The following is a 26,935-nucleotide window of genomic DNA, read 5'->3' as shown; positions in this document are numbered from 1 at the left end:
TAGTGGTCACGTACTCTTTATATGTTAAAAATACCACCAAATTCTATCACTCTTTCTAAAAAGAAGAAATGCTGTGAAGCACTATCAGCCTTACTGTTTGTGGTTTTTATGTTAGGCATGTTAATAAAACCGCCCTTCATATTGAGCTGCATAAAAAAGTGTTTAAAAAAAGTAAGATTCAAACCCGCATTCAAAGACACGCCGTAACCCGATAGATGAAATTCATCATACCTATCTTTTTGCATTAAGGTGGTGTTGGTTTTGGGAAGTAAAAAGCCGCCACCAATACCCTCAGTAAGGTTTAATTGAAATTTATCTGTATTTCGGATATTGAAAATAGAGGAGATATCATCAAATCTCGACACATCTAAATAAACATAATTCAAACCATCGGTATGTTCAAAAAGGAGAAAGTCTTCATTAATAAAGATGGTGTCATCAGTATACATTCCATTATAAATAGCTCCAGCATCAGTAGCATTAAGATTGATATTTCCATTAATATGAACGGTTTGTAATTGGCTTACCACATACTTCATATGGTCCAGTCCTATGGCTATTTTATAGTGATCGGATATGAAATAACCAATCTTAAAATTGGTTTGCGGAATAGTAAGCCTTTCTGGGTTTATATAATCGATATGCCATCCTTTGGGCTTGTCATGGGCCTTTACGTTGAGAAGCCTAAAGTTATAGTCGCTGCCTTTAAAATCTATATTGGATTTTGAAAAAGAGGCTCTGTTTCCACCCCAACTAACACTAAATTTGCCTTTATTGGAAGCCGTGTACTTTAGGGCTTCTTGTTCTTGACCAAAGCTCTGTAAGCCTAATAAAACAGTGATACAAAACAGGGTCTGTTTTGCTATAGTAATCTTCATTAAACAAGTATTAAATGTCTTTAAAACGGAATTATTACGTTATAGCCAGATCATTTTAAGGACATCAGGTTTACCGAAAAGGTTAGCCCTATAAGGCGATTATGGTTTTTCTAATAGCAACCAAATTTGTTAAAAGTTTTTCCAAATTATCCAAATGTAGCATGTTGGCACCATCACTTTTAGCATTTGCAGGATCGAAATGGGTTTCAATAAAAAGGCCATCCACGTTATTAACAATACCGGCACGAGCAATGGTTTCGATCATATCGGGTCTGCCACCAGTTACACCAATGCTTTGGTTAGGTTGCTGTAACGAGTGCGTGACATCTAAAATTGTAGGTGCGTATTGGCGCATGGTAGGGATGCCGCGAAAATCTACAATCATGTCCTGGTAGCCAAACATGGTGCCCCTATCGGTAATCCAGGCCTTGTTATTTCCTGCATCTTTTACCTTTTGCACAGCGTGTTTCATGGCTTCAGGGCTCATAAACTGTCCTTTTTTTAAATTTATTATTTTTCCCGTTTTAGCGGCAGCCACCACCAAATCGGTTTGACGAACCAGAAATGCAGGAATTTGTAATACATCAACATACTCTGCCGCTAGTGCCGCATCCGATATTTCATGGATATCGGTAACAGTAGGAACATCAAAAGTATCGGATACTTTTTTTAGGATTTTTAAAGCTTTTTCATCCCCTATACCAGTGAAACTATCCACTCTACTTCGGTTTGCTTTTTTAAAACTGCCCTTAAATATAAAAGGTATTTCTAATTTGTTAGTGATACCGATTACTTTCTCTGCGATTCGAAGGGCCATATCTTCACCTTCAATGGCGCAAGGACCACATAAAAGAAAAAAGTTATTGGAAGTACTATGTTTTATTTTTGGAATATCCTGAAGCGTCATAAGTTCGAAAATTTAAGCTGCAAAGTTACGAATTTAATACCTGAATGATCTTCTAAATAATATCACATAATTAGTAACAATTTGTTAATAATAAAGAAATCCATTGTGTAGATATCCGTTAAACGTAATAAAAAACAAATTTGATAACGATTTCTATTTAAATGTTGAAAAGCCGAATTGTATCACGTTGTTTTTATTTATAAAACGAAAACAATACGGTTAATGTGTTGTTTAATAGTTTATTATGGCTATAATTGAACTTAAGAATAAAAAAAAAACTATGTTTTTTAAAATATACGTACATTTGCACGCTAAAAAACAAAGCACCATATATGGCTAATATTAAAAACATTGCAATTATTGCTCACGTAGATCACGGTAAAACTACTTTGGTCGACAAGATTATGTACCACTGTCATTTATTCCGTGAAAACGAGAATACGGGCGACTTGATACTTGACAATAATGATTTGGAGCGTGAACGAGGCATTACAATAACATCAAAGAATGTTTCCGTTATATATAAGGATACCAAAATAAATATTATTGATACCCCTGGTCACGCCGATTTTGGAGGAGAAGTAGAGCGTGTTTTAAACATGGCAGATGGCGTTCTGTTACTAGTAGACGCTTTTGAAGGGCCTATGCCACAAACGCGTTTTGTATTACAAAAAGCGATTGATTTAGGTTTAAAACCTTGCGTTGTTATCAATAAAGTTGATAAAGAAAACTGTACACCAGAGGAAGTACATGAAAAGGTTTTTGATTTGATGTTTGAGTTGGGCGCAGAAGAGTGGCAGCTGGATTTTCCAGCCGTTTATGGATCTGCGAAAAACAATTGGATGAGTGAAGATTGGAAAAAACCAACCCAAAACCTAGAGCCTTTATTGGACATGGTGATTGAACATATTCCAGCACCAAAAATTGAGGAGGGTACTACCCAAATGCTAATTACATCTTTAGATTTTTCTTCTTTTACAGGTCGTATCGCGATTGGGCGTTTAACGCGTGGAGAACTAAAAGTTGGACAAAACATTTCCTTAGTAAAAAGAGATGGAAGCATTGTAAAATCTAAAATAAAAGAACTTCATACTTTTGAAGGAGTAGGACGTAAAAAAGTTGAAGAAATACAAACAGGTGATATCTGTGCGATTGTTGGATTGGAAGGTTTTGAAATTGGTGATACCGTTGCCGATTGGGAAAATCCAGAAGGTTTAAAAACCATAGCTATTGATGAGCCAACCATGAGTATGTTGTTTACAATTAATGATTCGCCTTTCTTTGGTAAAGATGGTAAATTCGTAACATCTCGACATATTAAAGATCGTTTGGCCAAAGAGTTGGAAAAAAACTTAGCACTTCGTGTTGGAGAGACCGGAAGTGCAGATAAATTCATGGTTTTTGGTCGTGGTGTATTGCATTTATCTGTTTTAATAGAAACCATGCGTCGTGAAGGTTATGAATTACAAATAGGGCAGCCACAAGTAATCATTAAAGAAATTGATGGTGTTAAATGTGAACCTATAGAAGAATTAAGAATCGATCTTCCAGAAAGTGTATCGGGTAGAGCTGTAGAGTTTGTAACCTTACGTAAAGGTGAAATGCTTTCTATGGAAGCAAAAGGAGACCGTATGGTGATCGAGTTTATGATTCCTTCTCGTGGTATTATCGGCTTACGTAATCAACTATTAACCGCAACTGCGGGTGAAGCCATTATGGCGCACCGTTTTAAAGAATATCAGCCATTAAAAGGAGATATTCCTGGCCGTGTATCGGGGTCTTTAGTTTCTATGGAAAATGGTACAGCCATTCCTTATTCTATAGATAAGCTACAAGATAGAGGTAAGTTTTTTATAGAACCAGGTGAAAGTATTTATGAGGGTCAGGTTATTGGCGAGAATTCTCGTCAAGATGATATGGCTGTCAATATTACTAAAATGAAAAAGCAAAGTAACGTGCGCTCTTCTGGAGCCGATGATAAAGCTAAAATTGTACCTGCTATTAAGTTTTCTTTAGAAGAAGCTTTGGAGTATATCCAAAAAGATGAATACGTAGAAGTGACACCAAAACATTTGCGTATACGTAAAATTCACTTAACAGAGGTAGAACGTAAGCGAAACAAATCAAATTAAGAGGTTTTGTTTATGAGTTTTTATAGAACCAATAAAAAGGTTTTCTAAAATATATAAATTATTATTAAAATAACAAATAGTAAACTCTTTTAGGGTTTACTATTTGTGTTTTAAGCATATTTGTTATTAATTAAACAATTTTGGTCTGTACCTATACCTATCTTGATTATGTTTTAGCAATCTATTTTAATAAGATTATAAAATCTTCATGCGTTTAATAGTTTGTAAATGTGTGATGATGTGTATATTTGATGGGTTTTCAAAATGATAAATAGTGTTCAGCATAAAAGCATTAACTTCTACTATTGAAAAAGCTATTAAATTATATCAATAACCATGTGTTGGTTAAATTGGCATCCTTAAAAATGGCAGCTGTTATAATACGGATCATTGGTGGTTTATTAACATCAAAAGCCATTGCTGTTTTAATTGGTGCAGAGGGTATGGCGCTTATAGGTAACCTGCGTAACTTCACAAAAGCTTTTCAAGCTATAACAGTACTTGGCCTATATGAGGTCTCTGTAAAACATATAGCCTCCTTTAAGGACGATTTAGTAAAGCTAAGTAAGACAGTGTCCACGATTTTTTATGTCGGATTTATGTCTACCGTTCTACTTTCTATCTTTTGTTATTTTGGAGCTACGCTTATCAACGATATTATTTTTCCAACGTATAACGATTATGCACATATTATAAGGATTTTTGCTATTGCGCTTCCTTTTTATGCTTTGAATATGTTTTCGTTTTCAATAATGAATGGTTTTTCAAAGTATAAAACCCTGATTATTATCAATATTATTGGTCAGATATTAGGGGTGTCGATTACTCTACTTCTTATTTATCAGAATAAAATTGAAGGTGCGTTAGTTTCCGTTGTAATTGCAGAGGCTTTAATGTTTTTAATTACTTTAATAGGCATTATAAATAGACGCAGCTTGATACCATTAATAAAAGTGTCTAGAATTAGCTGGGGCTATTTAAAAAGCATGAAGACCTACTCTGTAATGGCGCTTTTTTCGGCCGTTATACTGCCTTTAGTGGCCTTGGCCATACGGTCTTATATAATTGAAAATGTAGGGTATAAAGATGCTGGTTTTTGGGAGGCGATGACTCGAATATCCCATTACTATTTAATGTTGGTAACCGCTTTAATTGCACTTTATATTTTACCTCGCTTTACAGAGATTGAAACGGTACAAGAATTTAAAAAAGAGGTGTTTGGTTTTTATAAAACCGTAATTCCTTTTTTTGCAATGGGTCTGGTTATTATTTATTTATTAAAATCTTTTATAGTACCTGTTGTGTTTTCAAGTGAATTTCAACCTGTTGAAGCGTTATTCTTTTGGCAACTTTTAGGCGATTTTGTTAAGATATTGTCCTTAGTGATCGCGTATCAGTTTTTGGCTAAAAAAATGTTTTGGCATTATGTGGTTACCGAAATATTTTTAGTTATTATTTTATACTTAACCAGTATTTTCTTTATTGATTTGTATGGAGTAGAAGGGGCGGTTATGGGGCATTTTGTGAGTTACTTGATGTATTTTGCGGTTATATTGCTCATTTTTGGAAGTTCACTATTTGGGGTAGATGTTAATAAGAATCGGGAGTGATGTTAAAAACATGGTTTAACAAGCTATTTCAGAATCCGTTATTGAAAATCTTTTCTTATAATGGTGTTGTCGTTTTTGTTAAGCTCTTCACTTCATTTGCTGTTTCTAAAGTAAGTGCCATATATCTAGGCCCTTCGGGCTATGCTATTGTAGGAAATTTTAAAAATTTATTGCAAAGTATTTTAGGGATTACTTCCAGTGGTTTTGAAAGTGGGGTTATTAGATATATAGCCGAGAACAAACAAGATGAGAAACGATTAAATACTGTGGTTTCCTCGGTTATCGCACTTAGTATGACCTTGTCTTTAGTTGTAGCGTTGATCTTGATTGTTTTTGCAAGTCCATTGGCAGATATGGTTCTAAAAGATCAATCGTTAGCTTTTGTCTTTAGATATTTGGCTTTGTTAATACCGCTTATCTCTTTAAGTTTTTTGTTTATCTACATTCTTAATGGATTACAAAAATTTAAAGCGTACACGTTACTTATCACTATAAGTAATATTTTAAATGCCATTGCATCTTTTTTGTTGATTTACTTTTACACTTTAGAAGGGGCGTTAATGGCCAGTATTTTGGTGCCCGTTTTAACACTTGGGGCTAGCGTTTTTATAACGGAGATAAGGCTGGTTTTAAAAAGAGCCATATTTAACATCAAAGTTATTTCTTTAAGTTTTTTAAAATCGATATCTACTTATCTTGTAATGGCAATTTACTCAACCATATTAATAAGTCTCAGTTACTTGTTAATAAGAAATAGGGTGATCTCCAGCTTGGATATGCATACGGCAGGATTATGGGAAGCCATGAATAAACTGTCCACTTTTTATATGATGTTTTTTTCATCTTTGTTAACCTTATACTTGTTACCCCAATTGGCTTTAAACACATCGATTAAGGGGTATAACAAGATAATGAAAACCTATTTTAAATATTTAATCCCTTTTATGCTGGTATTATTTATAGGCATTTATTTTTCTAGAATACTATTGATAAAACTGTTTTTAACAGATCAATTTAAAAGTATAGAGCACTTTTTCTATTTGCAATTAACGGGAGATTTCGTTAAGGTTGTGGCATTCTCACTGGCTTATCAGTTTCATGCAAAAAAAATGACCATTTCTTATTTTATATCCGATGCGATACTTTATTTGTCTTTTTATGGGTTTAGTGTCTACTTAATCAATAGTTTTCAACTCTATGGCGTCTTTTATGCCTATGTGGTAAGTACCATATTATATCTAACTTCCGTATCTCTATTTGTGTTTTTAAAACGGACAAAATATTTAAAATCAGATGTTTAAAAACTACATTGTTTTCTGTCTTCCACTTGTATTTAAGTACTTGTTTATATTATTATTTAGTAATTTATATCTTGTTGAAATAGGAGATGTTGCAGAAGACGTTTTTTTTACAGTTGCCATAATATTGCTTCTGGCGCTCTTTATAAAGCCGTTTTTTAGACACGCCATATTTCTGCTTTTTACACTTTACTTTGTCTTGGAAACAGCTTCTTATTTAGCTGTTTCGTCAAATTTTTCATCTTCTTTTATGTATTTGCTTATTGAGTCGAACCCTCAAGAGTTAAGGGAGTTTGGGGGAGCTTATATAAGTGTTCCTATCTTGATTTTTATCGTTTTAGCTGTTTTTTGGTATAGTATTGTAGAAAAGAATCGATTGTGTTTTAATTTACAAAAATATTGGGGTGTTCTTATTTTAAGTTTCTTAGGGCTTATTGGTGTTTTAAAGTTTACAGGCCTTATCGAGAACAATGCTTATCATAATGTGGTTAGAGGCTTATATGGTTATTATCAGTTACAAAATGATTTTAATTTAAACCAGTTAATTGATAAGAACAAATTGGAATTAATTAAGGATAATGATGCATTGGTTATAATATTAGGGGAGTCCACAGTAAGGGATCATATGGGGTTATATGGTTATTCAAGAAAAACAACGCCAAGTCTGAGTAATTTTAAAGATAGTCTGTATGTTTATAAGGATGTGATATCGACAGACATCATCACCACCAAATCGCTTCCTAAAATTTTAACATCATTATCAAACGGTTACACAGGTGAAACGCAAACAAATATTATCGATGTTTTTAAAGGAGCTGGTTATAAAACTTACTGGTTATCAAACCAAAGACCTATTGGGTATTTTGATAATCGAATAAGTGAAATAGCTTCAAAATCTGATTTTTTAAAGTTTTTTAATTTTACAGATGAGGTGAATACTTTGAGTTATGATGAAGTGCTTCTACCTATGTATAAGGCAGTTTTAGAGGAACCTGGAAAAAAAGTTGTTTTTTTAAGACTTATAGGAACTCATTTTGATTACCAGAATAGATATCCGCTTAATTTTGAAAAATTTAAAAGTGATGGCTCATCAAATAAACAAACTATAATTGATCATTATGATAACGCTGTGCTTTACAACGATTTTGTCGTAAACTCTATGTTAGAAACCTTGAAAAATATAAGGGGTAAAAATGCATTAGTCTATTTATCAGATCATGGCGAAAATGTGTTTGGAGAAGGCCATTTTTTTGGAAGAACTGAGGCTAATTTGAAGAAAAATATGTTCAATATCCCTTTTTTGTTTTGGAAATCAAATAGTTTCGAGTTGCCTGATGATTTTGAATATGAATCTAACAGGAAATTTATGGCAGACCACTTCTATGAAAGTGTAGCACATTTATTGGGAGTGAAATATAAAGATATGGATTTTAATAAAAGTATATTTAGTAAAAATTATAAAGAGCGAAAAAGAATTGTTGTAAATGGATTAGATTATGATAAACACTTTTAGGTCGTTATGAAAAAATACATATGCTTATTAACAGATAGTCTTGATTCTGGGGGTGCCGAAAAAATGGCAGCAAACATGTCTATTTCATTAACTGGTAAAGGATATGATGTTGTCGTGGTATCGATGATAGATGCCATAGCCTATTCTTTTAAAGGCACCTTGTATAACTTTGGAAAAGTAAAAAAGGAATGTAATACGCTGCAAGCTTTTTTAAAGTTCAGACAGTTTTTCAAGACGCAAAATTTTGATGTGGTTATAGACCATAGAGTACGGAATCATTTTATTAAAGAGCTTTTGTTTTCTAAAGTTATTTTTAATAGAAGTAAGGTCATTTATTGTGTGCATTCTTACTGCCTCGATTTATACTTTCCAGCAGTTCGTTTTCCACAATTTGTAAAATTTACTTTGGTTAAAAACCGGAAGATTGTTTCTGTAAGCAAAACTATTAAAAAGCGTATAGACCAAAGTTTAAGGATGGAGAATCAAGTGATTTATAATTATACTTTAAGAAGGGCTTCAACTCAAGAGCTTAAAAGTGAGTCTGATTTTATTATGGCGGTGGGACGGCTAGTGGAGGTAAAACAATTCGATGTTTTGATCAAGAGCTATAAAACCTCCAAATTACCAGAAAAAAACATTAAGCTTTTTATTTTTGGACAAGGTGAACAGTATGAATCATTAACGAAATTAATTCAAGATCTAAATTTAAGTGAACATGTTGTATTAAAGGGTTTTAAAAGTAATATTGATACCTATATTAAAAAAGCAAAAGCTTTGGTCATGTCTAGTAAATCGGAAGGCTTCCCCATGGTACTGATAGAAGCTTTAGCATTAAAAACACCCCTTATATCTTTTGATTGTAAAAGTGGTCCTAATGAAATTATAGTCCATGGAGAAAATGGGTTATTAGTAGAAGATCAAAATGAGGAGGCTTTAACCGATGCTTTAAATAAATTGATACTGGATGAGGCCTTCTACAATAGTATCAAAGAAAATCTTGAAAAAGATTTAAATGTTTTTTCTGAAGAAAAAATAATGACTCATTGGATAAACCTTTTAAATAACCAATTATAAAAGGTTTTTGAAATATAAAACAAATCTGTAGGTAAATAGTATTTTATTTTTTGAATTGCTGTTAGATTTTTAACTAATATTTTGTTTTTATATAAAGCAACTTGATTGTAGTTTCTTTCCATTTTAAAAAGAACAACCCATTTAAAATGAACAAAATCAATATATTTTTTTAAATATAAGTTGGTGTTGTTCTGTAAGTTTATTTCATAATCAGGTATAACACGTTTTATAATTTTATTAGGCTTCGTCATCTGGTTTGGATGTTGCAGATAAAAGACTTTTTGTTTTTTGGAATAAACCAATTTATATTTTGAAAAACACCTAATGCTAAAGTCTTCTTCTTCACCAAAGTTTATATTTTCATCAAAATAACCAATAGTATTAAATACTGACTTATGAAAGACTATTGAACTATAAGAGAATAGGTTTTTGGCTAACTCAAAATAGTTGAAAATCAATGCAATGTCATTTCTATTAAAGTTTACTGAAGTGTTTAACTCAGGAAGATTTTTTTTGAACCACAGCGTGTTCCTTGTGGCAAATATACAGGCGTCTTTATAGTTAGTAATCATAAAGTGCATATATTCTAAATAGTCATGAACCCATAAGTCATCAGCATCTAATAGTGCAATATAATTAGATTTAACTTTTTTTATACCGGCATTTCTAGCCGCAGAAAGTCCTTGGTTTTTTTGGCTATAAATACTAATCCGTGAATCTTGGAATGCGTTTACTTTTTGCAAACTATTATCGGTACTCCCATCATTGATTATAATTATTTCGAAATCCTTAAAGGTTTGATTTATTACGCTGTTTAGCGTAGCTACAATATAGTGTTGTTTATTATAAAGCGGTATTACAACAGAAAAAAAAGGAAACATTTAATTATGTTTTAGAGAGCAAAAGTAGCCTATTCTATATAAATCGAAAAGCACTATAGAAGGGTAGAATGAATTGAAATTTTTTAGAAGAAAAGGTTTTACTAATGTAAAGCATCTATACGTTATATAATCCAACTTTAATGTTTTAAGAACTCGGTAAACTTTATAGATTTTTTGCTTTCTAGGGTTAAGTTTTTTCGAATGTATCAAAAATAATAAATTTTCAAGAGCTTGATCTGTTTTTTCTATAAATGTGGAAGCATCATCATCCGCACTATGAATTACAGGATTGTCAAAAAATAATATTGGTATTTTTTTCTCTAATAAAATATCAAAAAAAAGCACATCTTCATATCCATACTTTTTTAAGGATTCATCAAATAAGTTTATAATAAAAAGTTTTTTTTTAATCATAAAATTTGATGAGCATAACGTTTTAAACTCTCTTTTTTTTGTGTATAACCATCTTAACTTATATGGTTTTTTAGGTGATTTTTTAAGATATGTCATACCACCAGACATTATTTTTTCTTTATCAATAGCTATATAGTTTTTTATAAAGTCATCTGATTTAGGAAACGTTCCAGCATCGATAAACAGCAAATATTCGTATTGCGCATCTTTACCTAGTAAGTTTCTAATGGCGCTTCTTCCAAGGTTATACGGCAATGCTTTAAAAGTAGTATGTTTTAATGAACTTATTGTTTTGTTTATTGCATTTAAAGGCGACTTCGAACCATCATCATACACTAATATTTCAAACGCGATATCACATGATGTACATTGTTTGTGCAGTTCTTTTACCAGCAATGTAATGTTATAGTTGTACGTTGGTATTAATACAGAAAGCATTATTTAGTAGCTATTAAAATCGTTTCGGGAGATTGGAGTCCCAAATAAAAATCGTCCTTTTGTGCAGGATACGTTTTGACCGATACTTTAAAACCATGATGTTCTAATCTGTTTTTTAAACCATCCACTGAATAAATCCTAACGTGGTCGTGTTGCCCAAAATGTTTCAACCTTTCTTCAGGTGAGGTGATGGCATCATCCTCATAAGTATCTCCTGCTTTAAATGGCGTTTGTATATAAAGTGTTCCTTTAGGTTTTAAAACCCTGTGAAGTTCTGCCATGGCTTTTTTGTCCTCTTTAATATGCTCTAAGATATGATAACAAATAATAGTATCAAACTTATTGTCTACTTGGTTAATGTTGGTAATGTCAAATTTATAATCAGCTAGAAATTCATTTTCAAAATCCGTGCTGAAATATTTAAGGTTCTTTTTGATTTTTAATTTACGATAAATACTTCGAGAAGGTGAGAAATGTAGCATAGTTCCTGTAAAATCGTTATTGGAATGCAATAAGCTCCAAAGCCGCCTATTTCGCGATAGACTTCCGCAAGACGGGCAAATTAGACTTTCATTATTCAATGAGATAAAGGTTCTTGTTTTTTTTGAGCAAATGTTGCACATCTGGTTTTTGCCTATATAAAACAAGCTATAAAACCATCTAAAAAACAACTCATTTTTAAATAGAATTTTTTTAGGAACGATTGCCTTTATGTTTTTTTTTATCGCATGATACATAATCAACCTTTACGCTGCACCACCTCATAAACCTGGTTTTCATCACACTTAAGCGTTTTGCTAGGGTACTTTATTAAAAGAGCGTAATCGTGTGTAGCCATTAAAATGGTATTGCCGTTTTTGTTTATCTGTTGTAGCACTTCCATAACCTCTATACTGGTTTGCGGATCAAGGTTTCCGGTAGGCTCATCGGCAAGGATCAGTTCGGGGTCGTTAAGCAAAGCTCTTGCAATGGCAATACGTTGTTGTTCGCCTCCCGATAGTTCGTGTGGATATTTAAAACCCTTGGTTTTCATACCTACCTTGGTTAACACGCTTTCTACTCGGGCATTCATTTCTTTTTTGTCTTTCCAGCCAGTAGCTTCTAGTACAAAAAGTAAGTTATTATTTATAGTTCTGTCAATCAGTAATTTAAAATCTTGAAACACAATGCCAAGCTTTCGTCTTAAAAACGGAATGTCTTTTTCTTTTAAAGTTTTCAAATCATAATCTACAATATGCCCTTCGCCCTGGGTCAATGGTAAGTCACCATACAAAATCTTCATTAAACTACTTTTTCCAGAGCCTGTTTTTCCTATTAAATATACAAAATCACCTTTGTTAACTTCAATATTAACATTGGAGAGCACCAAACTGTCGCCTTGATAAATAGAGGCATCTTTTAATTGTAAAATAGGAGTCGACATAAATTAGAATACGTTTTTAAGTGTTGTAAAAGTATTGTTTAAAAGTTAAAAGTAAAAGTTAAGCGTTAAAAGTTTTTTATGGTTTGCTTTTTCTTTGGTTTTATTTTTTAAATTTTTAATAACCTTGTTTATAATTATAATAGGATTGTTGCGTTATAAGATTTAGTTTGAATTACCTTTGATTTTTTAAAATTAAAAACAAATCATTTATGATTTTCAAAAATATAATTTATTTCTTGTTAGTAGTGGGTTTTAGTACCCCAGTTTTAGCACAGCAATCTGCCACTTATACGAATGATTTAGTAGACTACCAGCGGGCATTGTCTTTATATAACAATCAGCAATACAGGGCATCTCAAACCTTGTTTGCTAAGGTTAAAAAAACAGCCAAAGAAGATGTTCTGTTATCAGATTGCGATTATTATATAGCCAATTGTGCGGTAAGATTGAATCAACAAAATGCAGATAAGTTGGTTACGGATTTTGTGGAAAATTACCCCACAAGTACTAAAAGGAATACGGCCTATGTAGATGTGGCAGATTACTATTTTGCCAATGGAAAATATGCCTATGCAAGAAAGTGGTATGACAAGGTAGACGATAGTGCTTTAAACAGAAACGAACTTAATAAATTTTATTTCAATAACGGATACTCGGCATTTTCAACCAAACAGTATGATGTTGCTAAAAAGTATTTAAGTCGGGTTGAAAGAACCAAAGAGTACGGGCCACAAGCTAAATATTATATTGGTTTTATGGCTTATGAAGGCGATGATTATAATGCGGCAAATGCTTATTTTGAGCAAGTAAACGATCAAGAGCGCTATAAAGAGAAACTGTCTTATTATCAAGCCGATTTAAATTTTAAACTCGGTAAATTTGAAAAAGCCATCGAACTGGCTAAAGCGCGATTAAACACCAGGGATCCTAACGAGATATCCGAACTTTCGAAAATCATTGGAGAGAGTTATTTTAATTTAAATCAGTATGCAGAAGCCATTCCGTATTTAACCAAGTATAAAGGTAAAAAAGGAAAGTGGAACAATACCGATTTTTACCAATTAGGCTATGCGTACTACAAACAGGGGGATTATGAAAAAGCCATATCAGAATTCAATAAAATTATTGGAGGAAATGATGCAACAGCCCAAAATGCTTATTACCACTTAGGGGAGAGCTATATAAATTCTGGAAAAAAGCAAGAAGCTTTAAATGCGTTTAGAAATGCATCTCAAATGGATTTCGATTTGAAAATTCAAGAAGATGCTTGGTTGAATTATGCTAAAATTAGTTATGAAATCGGGAATCCATATCAATCTGTTCCTCAGGTTTTAACCTCGTATTTAGAAAAATACGCTAATAGTAGTTATAAAAATGAAGTTGAAACGCTTTTAATAGACTCTTATATCACATCAAAAAACTACAAAGAAGCTTTAAGACTTTTAGAAGGGAAAAATAGTTTCGAGAATAAAGTGGCTTATCAAAAAGTGACCTTTTATAGAGGTTTGGAGCTTTATAATGAAAATAACTTTCATGAAGCTGCAGACTTGTTTAATAAGTCCTTAAAAGAATCAAAAGACCCAAAATTTACTACCAGAGCGATTTTTTGGAAAGCAGAAAGCGATTATAACCAAGGCAATTATGGAGAGGCTTTAATTGGTTTTAAACAATTTCAGCAACAAGCTTCAGCTGCTGTAACTCCAGAATTTGAAAATATAGATTATAATATAGCTTACACTTACTTTAAGCAGAAAAACTATTCAAAAGCCATAGAGCATTTTAATCAGTTTATAAAAAATAAAAAGGCAGAAGGCGTAAGGTTGAATGATGCTTATTTACGTTTGGCCGATGCGAATTTTGTAATCAGCGATTATAAAAACGCCATCACAGCTTATGAGAGTGCTATTAAAGTGGGCGAAATTGATGCCGATTATGCGTTTTTCCAAAAGGCCATAAGTGTTGGGTATTTGGGAAGTGGATCTAAAAAAATATCGGAACTGGAACAATTTATCATAAAATATCCAAAATCTAAACTCCGGGATGATGCTATGTATGAGTTGGCAAATTCTTATGTAAAAGAAAACAACAGCCAAAAAGCCTTGCAAATGTACGACCGGTTGAATGCCGAATACAAAATGAGTTCTTTTGTGCAAAAATCTTTACTGCGCCAAGGGTTAGTGTATTATAATAACAGTAATAATGAGCAGGCTCTAATAAAGTTTAAAAAGGTGGCTAGCGATTATGGGGGAACTCCAGAAGCTGCACAAGCGGTATCTACAGCACGATTGATTTATATTGATTTAGGCAGGGTTAATGAATATGCTTCTTGGGTTAAAACCTTGGATTACGTAGATGTAACCGATGCCGATTTAGACAATGCAACCTATGAAGCGGCAGAAAAACAATATTTAGATAACAATACGGATAAGGCCATTACTCAGTTTAATGGTTATTTGAGCCAGTTTGCAAATGGCCTTCATAAATTGTCTGCCCATTTTTATCTAGCAAAAATGTATAGCAAAAAAGGCTTGAGTGGAAATGCAGCACCACACTATAAGTATGTGGTAGAAGCTTCTAGAAATGAATTTACCGAGGAAGCCTTATTAAACTTAACGCAATACCATTTGGTCAATAAAGAGTGGGCCACAGTCGTTTCGCTTTTAAAACGATTGGAAGAAGAGGCTAATTTTCCGCAGAATGTATTATTTGCACAGTCTAACTTAATGAAAGCCCATTATCAATTAGATAATTATAATGAGGCGGTAGCTTACGCAGAAAAAGTACTGGCTCATTCTAAAGTTGATAATAAAATAAAAAGCGATGCCAATATTATTATTGCGCGTTCTGCTATGAAAACCAAAAATGAAGAAAAGGCCAGAAAAGCTTATGTGGAAGTTGAAAAAACAGCCACGGGTGAAACTGCTGCAGAAGCCTTGTATTTTGATGCCTATTTTAAAAATAAGGACAGCAAATTTGAAGCTTCTAATATATCTGTACAGAAACTAGCAAAAGACTATTCTGGTTATAAATATTATAGCGCTAAAGGCTTGGTGCTAATGGCCAAGAATTTTTATGCACTTAAAGATGCGTTTCAAGCGACTTATATTTTAGAAAGCGTTATGGATAATTTTAAGGAATTTGACGAGGTTGTTGCCGAAGCTAAAGCAGAGTTGGGCAAAATTAAAGCTCAAGAAGCTAAAACAAACGCCTCTATTAGAGAAGAGTAATAAAAAACAAAGACGCTGGTGTAGTTAAAAGCATTATGCTTAAGGCTTTCCACAGCTTTTATAGCCAAAGTGTTTTCAATAATTAGAAAAAAAAAATCGTAAATCAAAAATATTAAATATGCGCAAGCACATAAAACATATCCTATTAGCCGTTTTTGCATTATGCGTAACCCAATCTTTTTCTCAAGAAAGAAATAGTGATACCATTAGAACGGGTGTTATTAACGTGGTTAAACCTTATGCGCCTACTATTTCCGACGCTTTTAAAGTCAAGGAAGTTCCATCGCTGGAAGATGAAGATACAGAACATAAAAAAGAGATAACATATAACATCTTTTCGTTTCCTGTAGCGTCTACGTTTACTCCTGCTAAAGGTAAAGCAGCAACAGTAGAAAAAGCAGCACCTGTAAAATTATTCGATAATTATGCCACCTTGGGCGTAGGAACATATACCAGTATTTTAGGGGAAGTCTATTTGAATCATGCCATTAATAGAAGTGAAAGTATTGGCGGTTATGTGAGCCACCATTCCTCTCAAGGGGGTATTGAAGATTTGGCTTTCGACGATAATTTTTCAAATTCAAAACTGAACGTCAATTACGCTACAAGATTACGCGATCTATCTTGGAATATTGAAGGAGGCTTACACCATCAAATGTACAATTGGTATGGTGTTCCACAATCTCAAATTGCTGCAGCACAGACCAATGGCATTAATACAGATCATACCTATTACGGCGCACACCTTGGTGGCGATATTAATTTTGAAAACACTTATATAAACGCTCTAAGCGTATTGTATAGGCACTTTGGCGATAACCAAGAGTCTGGAGAAAATAGAATCTCTATAAAGGGTGTTGTAGATATTCCTATTCGTGATGAAGAACTATCTACGGAGCTTACTATCGATTTTTTAAATGGTGGTTTTGAGAAAGGATATGGTTCTGCAACGGCGTTAAACTATGGTAATTTTCAAATTGGGCTTTCATCAACTTATGAACTCAAACAAGACGATTTAACAGTAAACCTCGGAGCCTCTGTTTTTTATTTAAAAGATACAGAAGCGAGTGATAGTAAATTGTTTCTTTACCCGAATGTTACCGCATCTTATAGATTAGTAAATGAAATTTTAATTGCTTACGGCGGTATACAAGGGGATTTAATTCAAAATTCGTATTATGATTTTGCTTCCGAAAACCCATTTGTGTCCCCAACGTTGTTTGTGGTACCCACAGACCGACTTTACAACGCTTATGTAGGCTTAAAAGGAAAAGTGTCTAGTGCGGTGAGTTATAATATAAGCGCACATTATATCTCTGATAGAAATAAAGCTTTATTTAAGAATAATGAAATAACTTTAACGGCTCAGGATTATACCTATGGAAATTCCTTCGGAATGGTTTATGACGATGTAAAGACTTTTAGTGCAGCGGGAGAGTTAAATGTAGATGTTAATAGAAATTTTTCTTTAGGATTAAAAGGGGAATATTTTGGGTATACTTCGGATAGTGAAACCGAAGCTTGGAATTTACCAGAATTTGAAGGTTCTTTATTTATGGATTACCAAATAAGTAAAAAATGGTTTGCTGGTGCCAATTTATTTTTTGTGGGCGAGCGCAAGGATCAGTATTTCCTAAATGATGGGTTTAGTGTTGCGCCACCAACTACCGTAACCTTGGAGAGCTATTTTGATGCGAATGCACATGTAGGCTATAATATTAATGAGCAATTTTCTATTTTTGCTAAATCGAATAATATCGCTAATAACGCCTATCAACGCTGGCAAAATTTTCCGGTACAAAGCATTCAGTTTTTAGCGGGTGCCACGTATAAATTTGATTTTTAATACTTGTTGGTGTTTGCCTCAAGCTTTAAATAAAAAACTATTACATACCTCGTGCCGTTGTGCGGGGTATTTTGTTTTTCAAACTTAGCTCCACACTATAAAAACCAGATGGTGCTTGGTTTTTTTTTGTTTCTGCAAGAACAAGTCTAGCCAAATAATCGAAATGATCGCCTTCTAAAACCAATTCACAATGTAAGCCTATTGTCTCGCAAGCTAGTTTTAGAGTGTCAAAATCTAAATACAACCACTTCATCGGGTTTTCTTCTTCTCCTTTGTAAAACAAGAAGTAATCCAGTTCGCCGTAATAGTTAGCATTGGCATCCATCCAAAAACCGCCATCTTCATCTTCATACATGTATTTGATGTCGGAAGAATCGATTAAAATCTGTCCGCCCGAATTCAACAAGCTTTTTAAATGTTTTAAATAGATAGAAATTTGTGAGAGCTCTTGAAAGATTCCAGTACCATTCATCAATAACAAAATAGTGTCGAAGGTTTCTGTTTCGTTTAAAATGGCTTCAACTTTAGTATGGGATACGCCGCGTTTTGTAGCAACTTCAATAGCGCCTTTAGAAATATCGATAGCTTTTACTTTTAATCCTTGCTTTTGTAAATACAAGCTATGGCTTCCTGCCCCACAACCTACATCTAAAACAGAACCTTTTGCTAATTTTAAAGCTTTTTTTTCAAGCTTGGGCATGGTTTTAAAATCGCGAAATAAATAGGGCAGGGGCAAGATATCGTCATCGGATATGTTGGTAGCTGTAACCAGGTCTTCTGTGTAATTTCCGTTTTGATAGTCGCGCAATGCGTTTCCGAAAAGGTCTTTCATGTTTGTGCTATTTTAAATAACATTTCGTGGTGTGTAATCTATTGGTTTCCATTTTTAAGACAACATATGTTATGCTTTATCCACTATAACGAAAATGATTCGAGTGCCGTTAAAAACAGGCTTTATAAGCGCAGCAAAGATACACATAACGAAGCTGAAAAATATTTTCCAGATTTAAAAAAGAAACCCATCAAAATTTTTAAATCAGGTCTTATAAGAACGGTTCAGTTTTGAGTATAGATGAAAGCTGCTTATGTTTAGTAGCTACAATAAAGCCAATACGCATACATTTTAGATTGCAGGGGTTGGTTTGCAAGTTCGCTTTGGAAAAGCTTTTTATTGATTCCTATTTAAAGCGGATAAAAACTAATCGGGTATAAGAGGAGGTTTTTTGCGCGTTCTAATCTATAAAGATGCCCTCCAGTTCATTGCCAAATTCATGCATGCTTACACCTGTAAGATTAGTTAAAACTGTAATAACAAGGTCTTCTTTAGGATATATTAATAGAATGCTAGAAGCGCCCACACCGCCGCCCGTATGAAAGAATTTGGGGGTCCCTTTTTTTGTCTTTCTTACAGAAAAGCCAATGCCATATCCCGTGCGACGGCCCGAATTTAGTCTTTGGGAAGTTGTGATTTCCGACAAAGATGCTTCTGAAATTATTTTTGGAGAAATCAATTCGTGGCCAAATTTTGTGATGTCCTCAGATGTGGATAAAAAACCGCCGCCAGCAAGCTTATACTCATTAGAAACTGGTGTGGAAAAAACGCGTTCCCTTTTATAGAATTTGGTTCTATTGGGTATTTCCGAATCTGAGGCATCTGGCATGGTGTTAAGCATGTGTAAAGGTTTTAAAACCGTTTCGTTTACTAAATTGTTAAAGCCCTTATGGGATGCTTTTTGCATGATATTACTCAGTAAAACATAACCTAAAGAGTTGTATAGGTATTGGCTTGAGGGCTCAAAGACTAGCGGGTCGTTTTTAAATAAATCTAAGCCTTGTGTTATGGTCATTTTTTTATTTAAAACAAATTCATTCCCTTTATAGCTCCTAATCCCTGCCAAATGTCCGCCCAGTTCCCTAACGGTAAAATCATATTTTTTCTTCGGATAATTGGGAAGATACTCGTAAATGCTTTTATCTAAATCGATTTGATGGTTATCTACTAGTTTTGCGAGCGTTACAGCAGTAATGGATTTGGATATACTCGCAATTCTGAAAAGGGTTTCGTTGGGTTTTACCTTTACTTTAAGTTTGCGATTGGCATATCCAAAACCTTCAGACCAAATAAGGTTGCCGTGTTCTGATACCGAAATGGCCATGCCTTGGATTTTATTGGTTTTTTGAAACTTTTTAGCAAGTTTTCTAGCGATTTTAATTTTCTCCTCTACCAAAGGTACCGGATTTTGGCTAAAACCTATATATGCAAGCAACAGTATGAGGGTAGTGATGATGCGTTTCATTGGGATGTGAAAACTTTGGGATGTATTTCTGGGACTTTGGTAATGTTTCAGTTTTTATGGTTTTTTTAAAGTAAGTATTTAAAGTTTAAAACGAAAAGAACATGTTATTATTTTATATATAAACGCGTTTATTTATAAATAAGATAAGGACTGCGCATCTTTTTAAAAGTGTCTAAGTCTTTTTGCCAAGTGGCTTTAATTTGAATGTCGGTGAGTCCTTTTTCTATTTGTTCTTGCAGTTTTTTTGTACCCGCAAGTTTTGTAAAAAAACTATTAAAGAATTCAGTTTTGTTCTCTGTGTTTTTATAAGCTTCGATAAGCCAATTCAAATGGAGTGCGTTTAAGGTTTTAGAAGTAGTTAAATCTTCACCATAACAAACTTTATTCTCGTGTTTTGGGTGTTTAGCTCCTTCATTGGATTGTGGTGTGAATTTAAAAGGATAAATGTTTGGGTTTAAAAATGGGCTACCATATATTTGGAATTGTGTATTTGTACCACGGCCCGCATTTATGTTGGTGCCTTCAAATAAACAGATACTAGGGTAGAGGTTGATGGCTTTGGCGTTTGGTAAATTCGGACTTGGTTTTATAGGCAAATCATATTCTACATTACGATTGTAGTTTTTAACAGGAATTACGGTAATCGCACATGGCTTGCCGTTTGTTAGCCATTTTTCACCATTTATCATTTGTGCATATTCACCAATGGTCATGCCATGTACTACAGGAATTGGGTGCATGCCCACAAAGCTTTTATGTGCAGACTCTAAAACAGGGCCATCTATATAATGGCCATTAGGGTTTGGCCTGTCTAAAATTAGAACAGGAATGTTGTTTTCCGCACAAGCCTCCATAACATAATGTAAACTGGAAATATAGGTGTAAAACCGTGCGCCTACATCTTGAATATCAAAAATGAGCAAATCTATGTCATTAAGCTGCTCTTTAGAAGGTTTTTTATTAGTGCCATAAAGCGAGATTAAGGGTAAGCCTGTTTTGGTATCAATACCGTCTTTTATAACTTCGCCAGCATCGGCAGTACCCCTAAAGCCATGTTCGGGTGCAAAAACCTTGGTAACATTTACTTGCAACGCTAATAAGGAGTCGACTAAGTGGGTATAGTGGCCATCATTTTTAAAAATAACAGAGGTTTGGTTTGCTACAATGCCTATTTTTTTTTCTTTTAAAAGCGGAAGATAATGCTCGGTTTGATTACTGCCTACAATAATTTTTTTATTGTGTTTGTTGGGTAATGGAGTAGGAGCACTTACTTTTATAGCATCTTGATTATGAATCGGAAGTCTTCCGTCTTTTTCAGTAGAATTACTTCTACAAGAAATCATAACCAGAACCGAGAATAAAACAGTATTTTTGAAAACATTAAATCGCATAAGTAAATTTGAATTACGAGTTTTTTATAGCAAAACGCATTATTGGTAGTAAAGCGTATAAAAGTAGTGTATCGGCACCAATAATAAAAATTGGAATTGCTGCTATCGCCATTGGTATTGTCGTGATGATGATCGCTATAGCCACAGGTATTGGTCTGCAACAAAAAATAAGAGATAAAGTGGTGGCCTTTAACGGGCACGTAACCATTACTAATTACGATAGCAATGCTTCGCAAGAAAGCATCGTGCCTATATCTAGCAATCAAGAATTTTATCCAGAATTTAAGACGGTAGAAGGGATTAAGCATATCCAGGCCGTAGCGACCAAATTTGGAGTGATTCGAACGGAAACTGATTTTGAAGGCGCCGTTTTAAAAGGTGTGGGTGGTGACTATAATTGGGACTATTTTAAGGAGTTTCTACTAGAAGGTAGAGTTCCAAACTATGAGGGTGCGCGGAATGAAGAGGTTTTGATTTCGCAATATTTGGCCAATAGGTTGAAGTTTAAATTGCAGGATAAATTGCAAATGGTTTTTGCTAAAGAGGACCCCAATAAAATGCCGAATATAATTACTTACACTATTGTTGGTATTTATAGTTCGGGGTATCAAGATTTTGATGCTACTTATTTAATTGGTGATATCAGGCATTTACAGCGTATTAATGGTTGGAAACCTGATCAAGTGGGGAACTTTGAAGTGTTTATTGATAATTATAATGATTTGGATCAAAAAGGGGTGGAGATTTTTAAAAACACTCCTTCTACTTTAAACTCCCAAACGATTACAGAAAAATATTACTCCGTTTTTGAGTGGATTAAAATTTTTGACAATAATATTTATGGTATTATCGGCATTATGATATTGGTAGCAGGTATTAATATGGTGACTGCTCTATTGGTGCTTATTTTGGAACGTACGCAAATGATTGGCATTTTAAAAGCCTTAGGAAGCAATAATTGGAGCATTCGTAAATTGTTTCTGTATAATGCTGCGTATTTAATTATCCTGGGTTTGTTTTGGGGGAATGTTATAGGTTTAAGCTTACTGTTTGCGCAAAAGTTTTTAAAACTGATTCCGTTAGATCCTAGTGTGTATTATGTAACGGAAGCACCGGTTTATATCAATTTAGGCTATATTTTGGCTTTAAATATAGGGACGCTTGTGCTGTGTTTGGTAATGCTTTTGGTGCCTTCTTATATTATTACAAAAATATCACCGGTAAAAGCTATGCGGTTTGATTAGTTTTTTGGTGCGATTATCATAAACACGTCATTATAAAGAGATGCTTCTCTTCGTTCTGTATGACATAGAAATGTAATACTTTTTTCAACTTCACTGGTCATTTCGACGATAGGAGCAACCTAAACAGTTTTTGTTATTATCATAAATAGGTTATTATAAAGGGACGCCTCGTCGTTCATGCTTCACGCTGTCGGCATGGTGAAGAGCGGGTTTTTTACACCCGAATTACAAAGTCTTCTTTGCGCTGTTCTTTCCTAAAAAAAACGATTCCCCAATAAAACGTATCAATGGTCACGCTAACATCTGGGTGTTTTTTTATGGTGTTCCATGCTTTTGTCATGTTTTTAGACCAATGGATATCATCAAATATAAAAACGGAATCATTATGTGCCGTTTTCAAAAGGGTTTCAAAATAAAATAAAGTTGCTTCTTTAGCGTGGTTACCATCAAAAAAGATAAAATCGTAAGAGTTTGCAGTTAGGGCTTGAATTTCATCATTAAAATCACCATTGATAATAGCTGCATTTTTTATCTGATGTTTTTCAAAATGTTTTTTAGAGAAATTAGAAATCTGTGGGCAGCCTTCAATAGTCGAGATCTGGGATTCTGGATTCCCTAAGCTTAGCGCATGTGTAGCAATACCCAACGAAGTGCCTAGCTCGAGTATGGTTTTAGGTTTAAAATAAACCGCTAAGCGATATAAGAGCTTTGCCCTTTTTAACGATGTGCCAGCATGTTTGGCCATGTTTGATATGCTACGGGTCTCATCTTTCATCTGTTGTGAGCCAGCGCCTAAATCTGTAACTCTAATGTTGGTGTTGTTTTTTAGAAGCGCATTTTTATAATCTAGAATATTTTTATAGCTCTCGTAATGTTTTTTATCATAAAAACATTTGGTAACCAAATTAAAAACAAAAGGGGAGTGTACCCCATGATGGTTGGTCGATTTTAATAAAAACCTGATGTATTGTGAAACTTGAAATAGCATTTTATAAATCAATAAAAGTTATACCACAGAGATTTGTAGTGTTAAAGTACATAATAAAGCCTGTAAAAAGCGATATGAATCTCTGTGACATAGCAATTTAGCCTTATTCTTCCAATTTAGAAGACAGCTCAAACCAGCGTCCTTCTTTTTCTGAAATGGCGTCTATAATTTTTTGCAATTTTTCAGAAAGCTTATTAATTTCGTCTTGCGATAGTTCAGGATTGTTGAACTTGGTTTCCATTTCTTTTTTATCAAAAGCTAAGGAATTTAATTTGCTTTCAATATTCTTAAGCTCTTTTTCTTCATTATAACTAAGCTTTTTGGCTTCTTTTTCTTTCCAAGATTGTTTTTCCTTTTTCTCTTCGGAAACAGGAACAGCATCGGCTTGGCTATCTTCATAAACCCGATAATCTGTATAATTCCCAGGGAAATCTTCAATAACACCATCACCTTTAAATACGAAAAGATGATCGACCACTTTGTCCATAAAATAGCGGTCGTGAGATACAACGAGCACACAGCCTGGAAAATCCAAAAGGAAACTTTCCAATACGTTAAGGGTTACGATATCTAAATCGTTTGTGGGTTCATCCAGAATTAAAAAATTGGGATTCTGAATTAAAACGGTACATAAATACAAACGTTTGCGTTCGCCACCACTCAGTTTTTCTACAAAGTCATATTGTTTTTTGCGGCTAAACAAAAAGCGTTCTAAAAGTTGTTGTGCGCTAATTTGCCGTCCTTTTTTTAAAGGTATAAAATCCCCAAATTCCCGAATAACATCAATCACTTTTTGCTGTGGCTTTATTTTAATGCCATCTTGGGTATAATATCCGAATTTAATGGTTTCACCCACCGTTACCTTACCAGAATCTGCTGCTGCCGTTTCGGTTAAAATATTTAAGAACGTGGTTTTTCCCGTTCCATTTTTACCAATAATCCCGGCACGCTCTCCTTTTATAAAATTATAGTCAAACCCATCTAAAATCACCTTGTCTTTAAATGATTTTGATACTTTATGAAATTCTACAACCTTACTTCCCATTCGTTCCATATTGAGTTCTAGCTGAACCTCATGGTCGTTTCTGCGTTGATGGGCGCGGTGTTTGATATCTTGAAAATCATCAATACGAGATTTAGATTTTGTGGTTCGGGCTTTGGGCTGGCGGCGCATCCAATCCAATTCTTTTTTAAAGAGTTGCTTGGCCTTACCCGTTTCTACAGCTTCTTGTTCAATTCGGGCATCCCGTTTTTCAAGGTAGTAGGAATAGTTTCCTTTATAACTATAAAGTTGCCCTTCGTCCAGTTCAATAATTTCGTTACATACACGTTCTAGAAAATAGCGGTCGTGCGTTACCATAAAAAGGGTAATGTTTTCTTTAGCAAAGAAAGCCTCTAGCCACTCAATCATTTCTAGATCCAAATGGTTGGTGGGCTCGTCTAGAATAAGAAGGTCTGGTTTGTTTATAAGCGCATTGGCTAATGCCAGACGTTTTTTCTGGCCTCCAGAAAGCGTTCCTACTTTTTGGTGCAGCGTTTCTAATTTTAATTTAAAAAGAATTTGCTTGTAAAGCGTTTCAAAATCCCAAGCCTGATAACGCTCCATGGCTTCAAAAGCTTTTTGGTAAGCATCGGCATCTTCAGGGTCTAAAAGGGCTTTGTCGTAGTTCGAAATCACCTTTAAAATGGGATTGTCGCTTGCGAAAATAGTTTCTTCTACCGTTAAATCTGGGTCAAATTTAGGGTCTTGTGATAAAAACGAGACCTTGATGCCTTTTCGGAAAATAACATTTCCAGTGTCGGCAGTATCATCGCCAGATAGGATGTTTAAAATAGAGGTTTTTCCCGTGCCGTTCTTTGCAACAAAAGCAATTTTTTGGTCTTTGTGCACACTAAAGGAAAGGTCTTCAAAAAGCGTAAGCTCTCCGTAAGACTTCGATATGTTTTCAACAGTTAAATAGTTCAATTCTAATATTTTTTACAAATAACGGACAAATAACGACAAAAAACGACTGGAGTTTTATTATTCCTTCTTAACAACTTTATTTGTGAGAAATAAAGACCTCAAATGATAAAACCATCACTTGTAGTCTTCATCTTAATGCAAAAAAACACAATGCTATTGGTTTTAGAAATAAAGGTATAAAGTACACAAGTCTAAAGAATGTAAAATAATGAGCTTATATTCTGCTATAATTTATACCAGCCTAAATAACGTATTAAAAAAACATACCTAGCGAAAAGTGCAATTAAAAAGGGAATCAAACCAATTGCAAAAACTTGTACCCCAATACTCCAGTGCAAAGTTAAAAGGCATAACAAAATAACTAAAAATTTAAGGTATTTAATAAACCAAGGACTCGTTTTTTCTTTAAATAATTGTCCCATAACAAAAAGGTTAGGTAGGAAAGCCCAAAGTAAATTGTAGTTTTGATGGGTTGCACTATGATCTGTTGCAAACCAAAGCCATACTACCATAATACCCACAAGCCCAGTAAAAGTAAATAAAGTAGTATCCAACCAAACGGATCGCTTATTGTTTTTGAAATCTTTATAAGTAATGAAAACAATTAAAAATCCTAAAACCCCCATAATCATTAAAGGACTTGTTAAGAAATTAGTAGCTGCTGGTGTGTCCAGTTGCTTGAAAATAACACGACTGTTTTTAACTAATTTTTTATCGGAACCCGCTATAGTCGCTTCTTCAAAAAAAGCATGGATGTTTTTAGGCAAAAACATATGGTCTTGAGGGGGTGCTATCTTATCGATAACAGAACCCAAAGCTAGGTCGATACCAAATGCACCCCAAGTATTTCTTTTAACGTTTTCATGAATCAGGATTCTAAAAGTTTTGGTCTCAAAATTTTGCGGCTCATGAAAAACAACAGTATTATTTAATACGTCTTGAAGAACATCTTTAATTTTTGTAGCACAATTATCATAAAAGAAATCATAGAGATATCTTTGGTTCTCTGGTTTCATGTTGGTTAAAAGATAATCGAAAAGGGCTTGTTTTTCAGAAGTGGATAAATTTAAATCTTGTTCTTCTATCGTTCGATTTTGAGCAATATAACTTTCTAAAAAGTCCTCATAATAATTTAGTCCGATTAGATAGTCCAATTTTCCTTGAGCAAATTTTAAATAAAAATTTTCGGCCTCAAAATCATAAACACCGTAATTAAAAACTAGATCGATCCCTTTTGTTTTGTCCTTAACTCTAAAGCCACTATGGCCAAACGCATCATTTAATAGTGTTCCTGGGCCAATGGTAAGTACGCTTATTTCTGCTTCTGGAGAAAGCATACGCTCTTGAGCAGATACAAATGTTATAAAAATAAAAAATAAAACGAAAAAACTGTTTTTAAACATAATGG

Annotated in this window: 20 protein-coding genes; 8 read left to right on the top strand and 12 right to left on the bottom strand. The window is 33.8% G+C overall.

The window, feature by feature from the left end:
- Window positions 1-17 precede the first annotated feature (17 nt).
- Both ACFFU9_RS14850 and kdsA read right to left on the bottom strand, forming a co-directional pair.
- Entirely contained in the window at window positions 18-878 is an 861-nt protein-coding gene (locus ACFFU9_RS14850; RefSeq protein WP_379862266.1) for a hypothetical protein, read from the bottom strand.
- Between the two features lie 88 nt (window positions 879-966).
- On the bottom strand, window positions 967-1,785 hold the full coding sequence (gene kdsA / locus ACFFU9_RS14845; protein WP_379862265.1) for a 3-deoxy-8-phosphooctulonate synthase: 819 nt from the start codon (window positions 1,783-1,785) through the stop codon (window positions 967-969).
- Window positions 1,786-2,117: 332 nt separating this feature from the next.
- On the opposite strand from kdsA, the gene typA reads away from it, so the two are divergent.
- From typA to ACFFU9_RS14820, 5 genes are all read left to right on the top strand, one after another.
- Complete coding sequence (gene typA, locus ACFFU9_RS14840) at window positions 2,118-3,917, top strand: translational GTPase TypA (RefSeq protein ID WP_379862264.1); 1,800 nt, start codon at window positions 2,118-2,120, stop codon at window positions 3,915-3,917.
- Between the two features lie 305 nt (window positions 3,918-4,222).
- Window positions 4,223-5,527: an O-antigen translocase gene (locus ACFFU9_RS14835; protein ID WP_379862263.1), complete on the top strand. Its 1,305-nt coding sequence runs from the start codon at window positions 4,223-4,225 to the stop codon at window positions 5,525-5,527.
- Window positions 5,527-6,828, top strand: a complete 1,302-nt coding sequence (locus tag ACFFU9_RS14830) for an O-antigen translocase (protein ID WP_379862262.1) — start codon at window positions 5,527-5,529, stop codon at window positions 6,826-6,828. Before ACFFU9_RS14835 ends, ACFFU9_RS14830 begins: the two co-directional genes overlap by 1 nt.
- Window positions 6,821-8,338, top strand: a complete 1,518-nt coding sequence (locus tag ACFFU9_RS14825; protein ID WP_379862261.1) for a phosphoethanolamine transferase — start codon at window positions 6,821-6,823, stop codon at window positions 8,336-8,338. The genes ACFFU9_RS14830 and ACFFU9_RS14825 overlap by 8 nt, the downstream gene beginning before the upstream one ends.
- A gap of 6 nt (window positions 8,339-8,344) precedes the next feature.
- Entirely contained in the window at window positions 8,345-9,412 is a 1,068-nt protein-coding gene (locus ACFFU9_RS14820) for a glycosyltransferase (protein WP_379862260.1), read from the top strand.
- On the opposite strand, the gene ACFFU9_RS14815 is transcribed toward ACFFU9_RS14820, so the two are convergent.
- From ACFFU9_RS14815 to ACFFU9_RS14800, 4 genes are all read right to left on the bottom strand, one after another.
- A complete protein-coding gene (locus tag ACFFU9_RS14815) occupies window positions 9,379-10,293 on the bottom strand; it encodes a glycosyltransferase family 2 protein (protein WP_379862259.1) in 915 nt (304 codons plus the stop codon). The two genes, ACFFU9_RS14820 and ACFFU9_RS14815, sit on opposite strands and share 34 nt — an antisense overlap.
- On the bottom strand, window positions 10,294-11,145 hold the full coding sequence (locus ACFFU9_RS14810) for a glycosyltransferase family 2 protein (RefSeq protein WP_379862258.1): 852 nt from the start codon (window positions 11,143-11,145) through the stop codon (window positions 10,294-10,296).
- Window positions 11,145-11,768, bottom strand: a complete 624-nt coding sequence (locus tag ACFFU9_RS14805; protein ID WP_379862257.1) for a class I SAM-dependent methyltransferase — start codon at window positions 11,766-11,768, stop codon at window positions 11,145-11,147. Before ACFFU9_RS14805 ends, ACFFU9_RS14810 begins: the two co-directional genes overlap by 1 nt.
- 116 nt (window positions 11,769-11,884) lie before the next feature.
- The gene (locus tag ACFFU9_RS14800) at window positions 11,885-12,568 is read right to left on the bottom strand and encodes a cell division ATP-binding protein FtsE (RefSeq protein WP_379862256.1); all 684 of its coding nucleotides are present in this window, start codon (window positions 12,566-12,568) and stop codon (window positions 11,885-11,887) included.
- Window positions 12,569-12,777: 209 nt separating this feature from the next.
- Here ACFFU9_RS14800 and ACFFU9_RS14795 point away from each other — a divergent pair, with 209 nt between their 5' ends.
- Both ACFFU9_RS14795 and ACFFU9_RS14790 read left to right on the top strand, forming a co-directional pair.
- The gene (locus tag ACFFU9_RS14795) at window positions 12,778-15,795 is read left to right on the top strand and encodes a tetratricopeptide repeat protein (protein WP_379862255.1); all 3,018 of its coding nucleotides are present in this window, start codon (window positions 12,778-12,780) and stop codon (window positions 15,793-15,795) included.
- Between the two features lie 118 nt (window positions 15,796-15,913).
- On the top strand, window positions 15,914-17,641 hold the full coding sequence (locus ACFFU9_RS14790) for a TonB-dependent receptor (protein WP_379862254.1): 1,728 nt from the start codon (window positions 15,914-15,916) through the stop codon (window positions 17,639-17,641).
- A gap of 40 nt (window positions 17,642-17,681) precedes the next feature.
- Here the strand turns inward: ACFFU9_RS14790 and ACFFU9_RS14785 are convergent, their stop codons facing one another.
- The 3 genes from ACFFU9_RS14785 to ACFFU9_RS14775 form a co-directional block, all read right to left on the bottom strand.
- Entirely contained in the window at window positions 17,682-18,473 is a 792-nt protein-coding gene (locus ACFFU9_RS14785) for a class I SAM-dependent methyltransferase (RefSeq protein ID WP_379862253.1), read from the bottom strand.
- A 400-nt stretch (window positions 18,474-18,873) separates the two neighbouring features.
- Window positions 18,874-19,938 carry a serine hydrolase domain-containing protein gene (locus ACFFU9_RS14780; RefSeq protein WP_379862252.1) on the bottom strand — a complete coding sequence of 355 codons (1,065 nt, stop codon included), beginning with the start codon at window positions 19,936-19,938 and terminating at the stop codon, window positions 18,874-18,876.
- A 128-nt stretch (window positions 19,939-20,066) separates the two neighbouring features.
- Window positions 20,067-21,329 carry an exo-beta-N-acetylmuramidase NamZ family protein gene (locus ACFFU9_RS14775; RefSeq protein ID WP_379862251.1) on the bottom strand — a complete coding sequence of 421 codons (1,263 nt, stop codon included), beginning with the start codon at window positions 21,327-21,329 and terminating at the stop codon, window positions 20,067-20,069.
- Window positions 21,330-21,337: 8 nt separating this feature from the next.
- Between ACFFU9_RS14775 and ACFFU9_RS14770 the strand changes: the two genes are divergently transcribed.
- A complete protein-coding gene (locus tag ACFFU9_RS14770) occupies window positions 21,338-22,573 on the top strand; it encodes an ABC transporter permease (protein WP_379862250.1) in 1,236 nt (411 codons plus the stop codon).
- Between the two features lie 214 nt (window positions 22,574-22,787).
- Here the strand turns inward: ACFFU9_RS14770 and ACFFU9_RS14765 are convergent, their stop codons facing one another.
- The 3 genes from ACFFU9_RS14765 to ACFFU9_RS14755 form a co-directional block, all read right to left on the bottom strand.
- Window positions 22,788-23,561, bottom strand: a complete 774-nt coding sequence (locus tag ACFFU9_RS14765; protein ID WP_379862249.1) for an O-methyltransferase — start codon at window positions 23,559-23,561, stop codon at window positions 22,788-22,790.
- A 103-nt stretch (window positions 23,562-23,664) separates the two neighbouring features.
- Window positions 23,665-25,527, bottom strand: a complete 1,863-nt coding sequence (locus ACFFU9_RS14760) for an ABC-F family ATP-binding cassette domain-containing protein (protein ID WP_379862248.1) — start codon at window positions 25,525-25,527, stop codon at window positions 23,665-23,667.
- 224 nt (window positions 25,528-25,751) lie between these two features.
- Window positions 25,752-26,930, bottom strand: a complete 1,179-nt coding sequence (locus ACFFU9_RS14755) for a lipoprotein N-acyltransferase Lnb domain-containing protein (RefSeq protein WP_379862247.1) — start codon at window positions 26,928-26,930, stop codon at window positions 25,752-25,754.
- Window positions 26,931-26,935 lie beyond the last annotated feature (5 nt).

It is taken from the genome of Mariniflexile ostreae (assembly GCF_042427585.1).
In the GTDB taxonomy this organism is placed as follows: Bacteria; Bacteroidota; Bacteroidia; order Flavobacteriales; family Flavobacteriaceae; genus Pseudalgibacter; species Pseudalgibacter ostreae.
This window is presented reverse-complemented; position numbering and strand designations above follow the sequence as displayed.